Consider the following 9,610-nt stretch of genomic DNA (forward strand, 5'->3'; position numbering starts at 1 on the left):
CCCTGGCGCCTTTTATGAATATGTGGTCCTGCGGGCTAACTTCCTGAGGATCAATTATACTTGTTTGTTTCTTTACTTTTGTAGCCATGACAGAACAAATTTAAGGGAAAAGATGTTAGTTGAGAAGTTAGCTTTTTATACGTGTCCTCCATACGCTATAAGCTAATAGCTAAAGGCTCAAAGCCATTTTTATTATTTGTTTTATTGAACTAATCTTTTATATTTGCATAAGACCAGATCTATCTCGCTGGATTTACCAAAAATTTATCTTTAACTTAAACTGTTCAATATCGCCTAAACTCTACTTAATTAAAACAACCAAACTGGCTGTAATACTGTAATTTATTTACTAACCCGCCTAGTTGTAGAAGTTTATGCAAGTAATGTACAAATTGTGCGATGAGCAGTTGATTACTCTCTTTAAAAAGGGACATTCTTCCGCATTAGAAGAGTTGGTACACCGTCACAAAGACAAGGTGTTCACTTCTATCCTATTACTGGTGAAAGATTCTTTCCTCGCAGAGGATATTTTCCAGGACACCTTCATTAAGATTATTGATACCATCAGGGCTGAACGTTATACAGAGAAAGGGAAGTTTTTACCCTGGGCTATGCGCATTGCACACAATCTGTGTGTGGATCATTTCAGAAAGATCAAGCGTACGCCTATGATAAGAACCGGTGATGATAAGGACATCTTTGATGTACTGGGATTCAGTGACAGTTGTGCGGAAGAAAAGATGATTACCCGTCAAAGCCATGACCGCGTTCGCAGAATGCTGGACATGCTGCCGGAGGAGCAACGGGAAGTGATTATTCTCCGCCATTACGCAGAACTAAGTTTTAAAGAAATTGCAGATCTCACGCAAGTGAGTATCAATACCGCATTAGGTCGGATGCGCTACGGTCTGATCAATCTCCGAAAAATGATGACGGAGAAACAAATCTGTCTATGATGAACCCTTTTTTTTGCTTGCCAGCAACGAGCGGCCGGATGTAATGTCCGACCGCTCGCTATTTTAGGGGAACTCTGCGAGTTTTTGTCTTACCCAGGATTATACTGATTTAGATGATTTCCCAGATTTTGTTTTTTTGATTTTATAAGATTTAAAAAGATTAGCGAAGACGTAAGCGGTATATGCTTCTGTCTTCGCTAATCTTTTTAAATCCTGTAAAAGTAAAAATCTGGGAAATCATCTAAATCAGTATAATCATGGGTAAGACAAACTCCGCTACAGGCGTTCAAATATAATTGCGGCCCCTTGTCCCACACCCACACACATGGTAGCAAGACCGTATTTAGCACCCTCTCTCCGTTTCATTTCATGCAATAAAGTAGCCGTAATGCGTACCCCACTACAACCCAGCGGATGCCCGATGGCGATTGCTCCTCCATTTACATTTACGATATCAGTGTTCAGCTCCAGATCACGCATACATGCTATCGACTGCGCAGCAAAAGCTTCATTCAGTTCGGCCAGGTGTAACTGATCCACAGTAATGCCTGCACGCAGTAATGCTTTCCTGGAGGCGGGTACCGGGCCAATACCCATAATGGAAGGATCAACCCCTGCTACTGCCATACTTTTTATTTGTGCCAGCGGCTGCAGGTTAAACTGTTTCAGGGCTTTTTCAGAAACAATCAATACCGCAGCGGCGCCATCATTGATGCCGGAAGAATTCCCCGCTGTCACAGAACCATCTTTTGCAAAAGCAGGCCGCAGGCCAGAAAGCTTTTCCAGTGTAGTTTCCCGGGGATGTTCATCTTTGGAGAAGATCACCTGCTCTTCCTTATTGAGGGTAATTTCTATCGGCACTATTTCATCCTGCCATCTTCCGGCGTCCAATGCCTGTTTGTAAAGTGTTTGACTACGTAAGGCAAAAACGTCTTGCTCTTCCCGGCCGATGTTCCACTGGGTTGCCACATTTTCCGCAGTTTCTCCCATGGCATATGGGTGATACATTTCAGCCAGCCGTTTATTGGTGAAACGCCAACCTATGGTCGTATCATAAACTTCCGTTTTGCGGCTGAAAGCAGCATCTGATTTAGGCATTACAAAAGGCGCGCGGGTCATGCTTTCCACGCCTCCAGCCAGGTATACATCTCCTTCCCCACACATCACTGCCCGTGCGGCATCCATGATGGCCTGCATACCGGAAGCGCATAAACGATTTACGGTATTACCGGCTACCGTTACCGGCAACCCGGCCAGCAATGCAGCCATTCGCGCCACATTCCTGTTATCTTCTCCGGCCTGGTTGGCAGCACCGGCGATCACATCTTCAATAACAGCGGGATCTAAAGTTGCATTTCTCTTCATTAATGCCTTGATCATATGCGCCAGCAGATCGTCCGGACGGATGCTGCTTAAAGCGCCACCATAGCGGCCTATAGGTGTGCGTACTGCATCTACTATGTAAGCAACTTGCATGTGATTGTTTTGGTTTATATGCAAATAAAACACATCCCGTGAACTCAGCCAATAAAACCTACCCCCTCATTTATTGCGGCAGAAATACAAAACCTACCAGATATAACCCTATTACCGCCTTTCAGTAAATGGCGCTTGATCCATTTCCCTGGTTAGTTAGCTTTGCTGCCTGGCAATTGTCATATTTAATAATTATAACCCCAAAAAAATGAAACAAGTACGTAGCCTTCTCTGGCTCACAGCCCTGCTGTGCACTCTTCCCATGATCACCAAAGCACAGGTACCCCCGGGAGAAAATGATGCAAATTTGTCTGAATTACTGTACAGACCCATTAAGCCCACCGCTAAAGTGATGGAAGGAATAGAGCCGGCTATGCAACAAAAGCCGGTAGCTAACCCTGCTCTTCGCAACAACGTAAATGTGCGAACACTGAAAGCGGCTCCCAAATGGAATCGGGTAGCCGATAACAACCTGCAGCTGATCAGCGTGGATAACCTCCAGCTATCGCCACCCAACAAAGTAACCGTGATGAAAGGAAGTGCACCTGCCTTTTGTACCACACCTACCGTTACTATTGGCTGCTGCGGCTATAGTATCAAAGATCAGTCGGCCAACAAAAACCTGTTCTACGCCTCTCCTGCCTCTATCTTCTCCAATGAAGCAGATGCGCGGACGTATGCAGAAAGTCTTACGCCGAAACTGCCTTTTTTCATGCCTTTTAAAAACAACAAAGTGTATCCGGCGGGCGCATGGATTTATGATAGCGGTTCGGGGCATGGGTCAGTAGATTTTCTTAAAACACCCGATGCCTATGGCGCCGGCATTGATCCTACCTTCGGCGTGTATGCATCCGCTTCCGGAAAAGTGGTGACCGCTATGTGGGATCCCTTCTTTGGTAATGTGGTGATTATAGAGCATAAGGCGGCCGACGGCACCCTTTATCGCACCGGCTATTTCCATCTGCGCGGTGGCTTTGATCATGATGTGCAGAATGCTAAAAATACACCGGTAAGCGATCCTTCCAACAAAGATGCCCGCGATACCAAGTATAAAAAATTCGCTAATCTGCCTAACCCCTCCAAACAGCTGTGGGGCACCAATGAGCAAAAGCTGAAAGTAAAAGCAGGAGATGCCGTTGCTGCAGGTCAACAGATCGCCTGGGCTGGTAATACCGGCTATGGTGGCGCAGGATGGGGACTTAACCAGGATGGTACTCCCACTGATCCCAATACCGGCAACAACCACCTTCACTTCATGCTGTGGGTTAAAAGCCCGAATCCTGCTACCGGCGTGGATTGGATGGAAGTAGATGCTTATGGCGTATACGCCAAATCCGACAACAGTAATAGCAACTGTTATGAAGTAGGTGCCAATAGTGCTTTTAACCGCTTCTTTGCACCTTTCTATCCTTCTTTTCATAACGTGCCGGTAGAACATATTACCCGTTACTGGGGCTATTATACCGGTATGGGCATGGCCTTGCAAACCCTGAGCGTACATAAGTCCGGTAACCAATACCTGGCGTCCGGCTCCTTTCAATATGGGCTTCCTTCCCAGTGGTATTGCCGCATTAATATGAGTGCTACCCAATACCAGCAATACTTTGACGAGTATTACGGCAAAGGATATATCCCCAGGCAAATTTCGGTGACCAACGACAATGCCGGCAACCCATTGTTTACCGTGATCTGGAAGCAACGTGGTGGCGAAAACTTTGCGGCAGTACATAACCTGACAGATGATGCCTATGCCGCCAAATGGAAGACATATGTAGAACAGGGAAAAATGCGGGTAACCGAGCATGTAGCGTACTACGTGAACGGAAAGCGCTATCATGCCGGTGTTTTCGGCAGCGTGAATCCGGGCGGGTTTTACATGTATTACGGCCTGAGTACCAGCGATTTTGCCAAAAAGTTCGACGAAATGAACAAGGCCGGGCTGATGACCGTGAATCTGGATGTAGAGGAAAATGGCAGCAAAAACAGCGTAGGTGGGCTCTGGTGGCCTAAAAACAAATCTTATTATTCCTACATGGACATGAGTCCTGCGGATTATCAGGCCAAATTTACGGACCTCACAGCGCAGGGATATCAGCTATTCCGCATACAGGGATACGACAATTCTTCCCATTTTGCCGCCATATGGATGAAATAAACCGAATACATAACTTGAGCCGATGCCACAGCTGGAAACGGCTGTGGCATTACTTTTAAGGGTACATTCTGCCAGTACGCCAATATTACGTATCTTTGCCGTTACTTTCCGACTGCCGTAAGGCAGCCATTTGCTCAATTAATGGTCAATAATGAAGTCTGACAATAAAAACATCCGGCATTTAAGTTTACCGGCTTTACAGGAATATTTCGGGTCAATAGGTGAAAAACCTTTCCGCGCAAAACAGGTATATGAGTGGCTATGGCTACGTCATGCTGATAGTTTTGAAGCAATGACCAACCTCTCCAAAGAATTAAGACAAAAACTAACAGAACATTTTTCACTGCCCGCCGTAAAGGTTGATACCGTACAGCAGAGCAATGATGGCACCATTAAGAGCCGTTTCCGGTTGCATGATAACCACCTGGTAGAAGGCGTACTGATTCCAACAGACAGCAGGCAAACCGCTTGTGTGTCTTCACAGGTAGGTTGCAGTCTGAGTTGTAAGTTTTGTGCTACGGGCTATATGGATCGTGCACGTAACCTGGACTACGATGAAATTTATGATGAAGTGGCACTGATCAATCAGCAAGCCATGAAGACATATGGCAAAAAGCTAAGCAATATCGTATTTATGGGTATGGGCGAACCCCTGCTCAACTATAAAAATGTGTTGCACGCCATCGAGCGCATTACCGCTCCTGATGGTTTAGGCATGTCGCCTAAACGTATTACCGTTTCTACCGCTGGTGTGGCCAAAATGATCCGGCAGCTGGGTGATGATAAAGTACGTTTTAACCTGGCTATTTCTTTACACGCCGCAAACGATAAAAAGCGCAGTGAAATTATGCCTATCAACGATTCCAACAATTTGAAAGAGTTGATCGCTGCACTGAACTACTTCTACAAGGCTACTGAAAATGAAATTTCCTTCGAATATATTCTCTTCAAAGACTTTAACGACTCAAAAGAAGATGCAGATGAGTTAATTAAAATTTACCGGCAGGTACCTGCCGACCTGGTGAATATTATTGAATACAATCCTATTGATGCAGCCCGCTTTCAGAAGCCGGATTCCCAGACAGCAGAACAGTTCATGGAATATCTTACAAAAAACCGGGTGAATGCAAGACTGCGTCGCAGCCGTGGTAAAGACATTGATGCTGCATGCGGACAACTGGCCAATAAAGGCTGATCATTATAATCATAATTCCTATTGGTCATGTACGCATGATCATCAATCAATAATAATTTATGAAGAAAAAACAACCTGCTAAAAAAGGGTTTGGCCCATCAAGGGATAATAAGTTTGGTAAAAGCGACAAACCAGCAGGCAACCGCAACCGCTCCTCCGCCGATGGCGAAAGGCCAGGAAGAGCATCTGCAAAAGATAACCGCAGTGGAGATGACAAACCATCTTCCCGTAAACCACGCTTTGAAGGCGAGAAATCGGGTGATGAGAAACCGTCTTTCCGCAAACGCACTTTCGACAGTACCGGCAGACCAGCCCGCAAACACGGACCGGCTACCGATAGCTTAGGCAATGATAAGCCGCAGCGTAAACGTACTTTCGGCAGCGACAGTGATGATAAACCTAAGCGTAGCTTCGGTAACAGTGAAGACAGACCTAAACGCAGTTTCGGTAGCAGCGAAGACAGACCTAAGCGTAGCTTCGGTGATAAAGACGAAAGACCTAAACGTAGCTTTGGTAGCAGCGAAGACAGGCCTAAGCGCAGTTTCGGTGATAAAGACGAAAGACCTAAACGTAGCTTTGGTAGCAGCGAAGACAGACCTAAACGCAGCTTCGGTGATAAAGACGAAAAACGTTCTTTTGGTGGTCACAAACGTGACGACAAACCCGGCGCCCGCAAACGTTTTGACAGCGATGAAAAACCTTCACACAAACGCGGCGGCTTCGACAGCGACAAAAAAGATAAACCAGACGGTGATCGTGCATTCAGCGCATTCAGGAAAGATGGCGAACGCCCGGAACGTACCCGCAGCTTCGATAAAGAAGATAGCGGCGAAAGAGCACCACGCAAACGTACCTACGGAGCTGGCGCCAAAAAAGGCGACGATAGCGCTTTCCACTTTCACGGTGAAAATAAAAAAGGGGGAAAATCCGCGCAAAGAGATACTCCAAGCGGATTTAACCGCAAAAAGTTCTTTGATAAAACCAACGAACGTTTCGCGGACAAACAAGATAAAAAAAAAGGCGGCAAAGTAAGGGGCGATCACGATCAGGAAACTAAGGAAAGCATTTTTGGTCCCGGTGAAATGCCGCTGAACAAATTTGTAGCCCATTGTGGTCTGTGCTCCCGCAGAAAAGCGGTAGACCTGATCAAAGAAGGAAAAGTAACCGTAAATGGTAAGGTAGTCACTGAACCTGCTACCAAAGTAACCAGCGATGACGTGGTAACTATGCAGGATAAAAAAATTACACCTACTAAAAACCTGGTGTACATCCTTCTCAATAAACCCAAAGGCTACATCACCACTACCGATGACCCGGAAGGACGCAAAACCGTTATGGATCTGATCCAGGACGCTGCTGAAAACGAAAGGGTATATCCTGTGGGCCGTTTGGACCGCAATACTTCCGGATTGTTGCTGCTCACCAACGATGGTGAACTGGCGCAAACCCTGGCACATCCTAAGCACAACATCAAAAAGATTTACCAGGTAGAACTGGATAAGCCACTGACAAAGGCTGACTTTGAAAAAATCGTGGAAGGTGTAACACTGGAAGATGGTGTTGCATTTGTAGATGCGCTGGGCTACGTAGATCCTAAGGATAAAAAGCAGGTGGGCATTGAAATTCACAGCGGTAAAAACCGTATTGTACGCCGCATTTTTGAGCACCTGGAGTATACGGTAGAAAAACTGGATCGTGTAATGTATGCAGGACTTACAAAAAAAACATTGAACCGTGGCCAATGGCGCTTCCTCAATGAAAAAGAGGTCATCCTGCTGAAACATTTTAAAAAATAACTGCCGAATAACCTGATGCGATTAGTTGATCATATTATACTCGAAACACCTGATTTTGTTATTGTAAACAAGCCATCAGGAATGCTTACCCTGCCTGATCGTCATGATAATGAATTAGCATCGCTGATTGCTATCATGAAAAAGGCTTATGGTGAAATATTCACGGTACATAGACTGGACCGTGACACCAGTGGCATTATACTGTTTGCACGCAACGAAGCAGCACATAAATACTTCTCTCAGCTTTTTGAAAGCAGGGATGTGAAAAAGTTTTACCTGGGGCTGGTAAGTGGCCAGCCGGTGCCTAAACAAGGCAATGTAAGTGAAGGGATCATGGAACACCCGGTACAGAAAGGTAAAATGGTCGCTAACCGGAAAGGAAAGCCCTCCTCTACTGACTATGAAGTGTTGGAAGAATTTGGTCTTTACAGCCTGGTAAGAATGCAGATTCATACCGGTCGTACCCACCAGATCAGGGTGCACATGAAATTCCTGGGTCATCCTATTGCTGTAGATGAATTTTATGGTAGCCCGGAACCAGTGTTGTTGTCCAGTATCAAGAAGAAATTCAAATTGGGCAAGCATACGGAAGAAGAGCGTCCTTTATTGAGCAGACTGGCGTTACATGCGTCTATGCTGATTTTCAAGGACCCTAACGGTAAAGAATATACGATTGAGGCGCCTTTGCCTAAAGATATGAGTGCCCTGCTTACGCAGCTACGTAAGCACCGTGGCAAGCAGCCGGCAGGCGGCGAAGAATAGCTGCTTTCTTTGGCTTGAAATAATCAGGGCCGGGTGACGATAACTGTCACCCGGCCCTTTTTCATATGGTATAGTCATCCACCGTTATTTCACCAACTCTGCCGCGTTACCAAAATTGGCGTCCATCGTTTTATTATTTTCTAAATAGATTTTGCCTTTTCTGTAAACTGCCGGAGCAGTTTTTCCATCTTTTGTGTAATTTCCTGGAACAGGGATATCGCCTTCCTGCCCCAGCTTTACCCGTTCTTTGCACCTATCAATAATCCACTCTCCGGTTGAAGGGCGAAATACAGCCATTTCTGCTCTGCCATCGCCATCATAATCAGCCGGCACCGGGATATCACCGGGCGTATGTTTAACCTCCAGCGGAATATTACCGAGACTTGTTTGCCATAAAGAATTATCAGTACGGAATACACCCACGTCCAACATGCCATCCCCATCATAATCTGCCGGAACCGGGATACCATTTTTATGACCAAACCGGATGCTATCCAGGCCATCAAAATACCAGGTAAGCGTAGATGGACGATATACGGCAACATCTGCAAAACCATCACCATCATAGTCCCCACATACCGGTATATCTCCGGGCTGCCCAAGCGTAACTACTTCTCCTCCCTGGAGGTAAAACTTACCTTCTGAAGGTCTGAACACTGCCAATTCCGTTTGACCGTCTCCATTATAATCCGCCGGCGCAGGAATGTCGCCGTCTTTTCCAAATGCAACCTCCTGTTGTCCTGCTATCTTCCATACGCCTTTGGAAAAGAAAGCAATATCAGTGGTCTGGTCGTTATTGTAATCATGGTAACGTGCTACCGTGGTATGATGCAACCAGGGAAGTGTAAAGTGGCTGTCTGCATCCTTTTCTTCTTCTCCGGTATAAGGTGAAAAAGTACGGACACTGATCAGATCTTTTGATGTTGAAAATTTCATCAAACGCATTAAGCCATGACCACCGTTTGGCCGGCTTTGGTAGTCGGACAAAAACGACTTAATAATATTGCCGGCATAGCCATCCTGCCGATATCCTTCCCCATTATCGCCCACATGACCTGATAAAGTTAACATCACATTGGGATAACTTTTTAAACGATCAAACATACGCTGGGCCTGTTTCGAAAATTTCGGAAAGCCTTTTTTATTGGTACCCGTTTGTTTGTTGAAATGAATAATAGAATGGCTGACAAGTATCGCTTTCCTATCGCTGTATTGCTCCAGCACCTGGCTAGCCCACTTGTTCATGCCTTCAATATCTTCCCCATAAGAA

At 45.7% G+C, this 9,610-nt stretch carries 7 protein-coding genes; 5 read left to right on the top strand and 2 right to left on the bottom strand.

Annotation, left to right across the window (positions count from 1 at the left end):
* Positions 1 to 374 precede the first annotated feature (374 nt).
* Complete coding sequence (locus VIP81_RS18760) at positions 375 to 956, top strand: sigma-70 family RNA polymerase sigma factor (protein ID WP_331964447.1); 582 nt, start codon at positions 375 to 377, stop codon at positions 954 to 956.
* Between the two features lie 276 nt (positions 957 to 1,232).
* Here VIP81_RS18760 and VIP81_RS18765 read toward each other — a convergent pair whose 3' ends face one another.
* Positions 1,233 to 2,432: an acetyl-CoA C-acyltransferase gene (locus VIP81_RS18765; protein ID WP_331964450.1), complete on the bottom strand. Its 1,200-nt coding sequence runs from the start codon at positions 2,430 to 2,432 to the stop codon at positions 1,233 to 1,235.
* 208 nt (positions 2,433 to 2,640) lie between these two features.
* On the opposite strand from VIP81_RS18765, the gene VIP81_RS18770 reads away from it, so the two are divergent.
* From VIP81_RS18770 to VIP81_RS18785, 4 genes are all read left to right on the top strand, one after another.
* Positions 2,641 to 4,587: a hypothetical protein gene (locus VIP81_RS18770; protein WP_331964453.1), complete on the top strand. Its 1,947-nt coding sequence runs from the start codon at positions 2,641 to 2,643 to the stop codon at positions 4,585 to 4,587.
* 151 nt (positions 4,588 to 4,738) lie between these two features.
* The gene (gene rlmN / locus VIP81_RS18775; protein WP_331964456.1) at positions 4,739 to 5,782 is read left to right on the top strand and encodes a 23S rRNA (adenine(2503)-C(2))-methyltransferase RlmN; all 1,044 of its coding nucleotides are present in this window, start codon (positions 4,739 to 4,741) and stop codon (positions 5,780 to 5,782) included.
* A 59-nt stretch (positions 5,783 to 5,841) separates the two neighbouring features.
* The gene (locus VIP81_RS18780) at positions 5,842 to 7,578 is read left to right on the top strand and encodes a pseudouridine synthase (protein ID WP_331964459.1); all 1,737 of its coding nucleotides are present in this window, start codon (positions 5,842 to 5,844) and stop codon (positions 7,576 to 7,578) included.
* Between the two features lie 15 nt (positions 7,579 to 7,593).
* Complete coding sequence (locus tag VIP81_RS18785) at positions 7,594 to 8,340, top strand: RluA family pseudouridine synthase (RefSeq protein WP_331964462.1); 747 nt, start codon at positions 7,594 to 7,596, stop codon at positions 8,338 to 8,340.
* Positions 8,341 to 8,424: 84 nt separating this feature from the next.
* Here the strand turns inward: VIP81_RS18785 and VIP81_RS18790 are convergent.
* The coding region (locus VIP81_RS18790) for a hypothetical protein (RefSeq protein WP_331964465.1) at positions 8,425 to 9,610 on the bottom strand (1,186 nt) is incomplete at its 5' end.

This window comes from Chitinophaga sp. (assembly GCF_036566945.1).
Lineage (GTDB): Bacteria > Bacteroidota > Bacteroidia > Chitinophagales > Chitinophagaceae > Chitinophaga.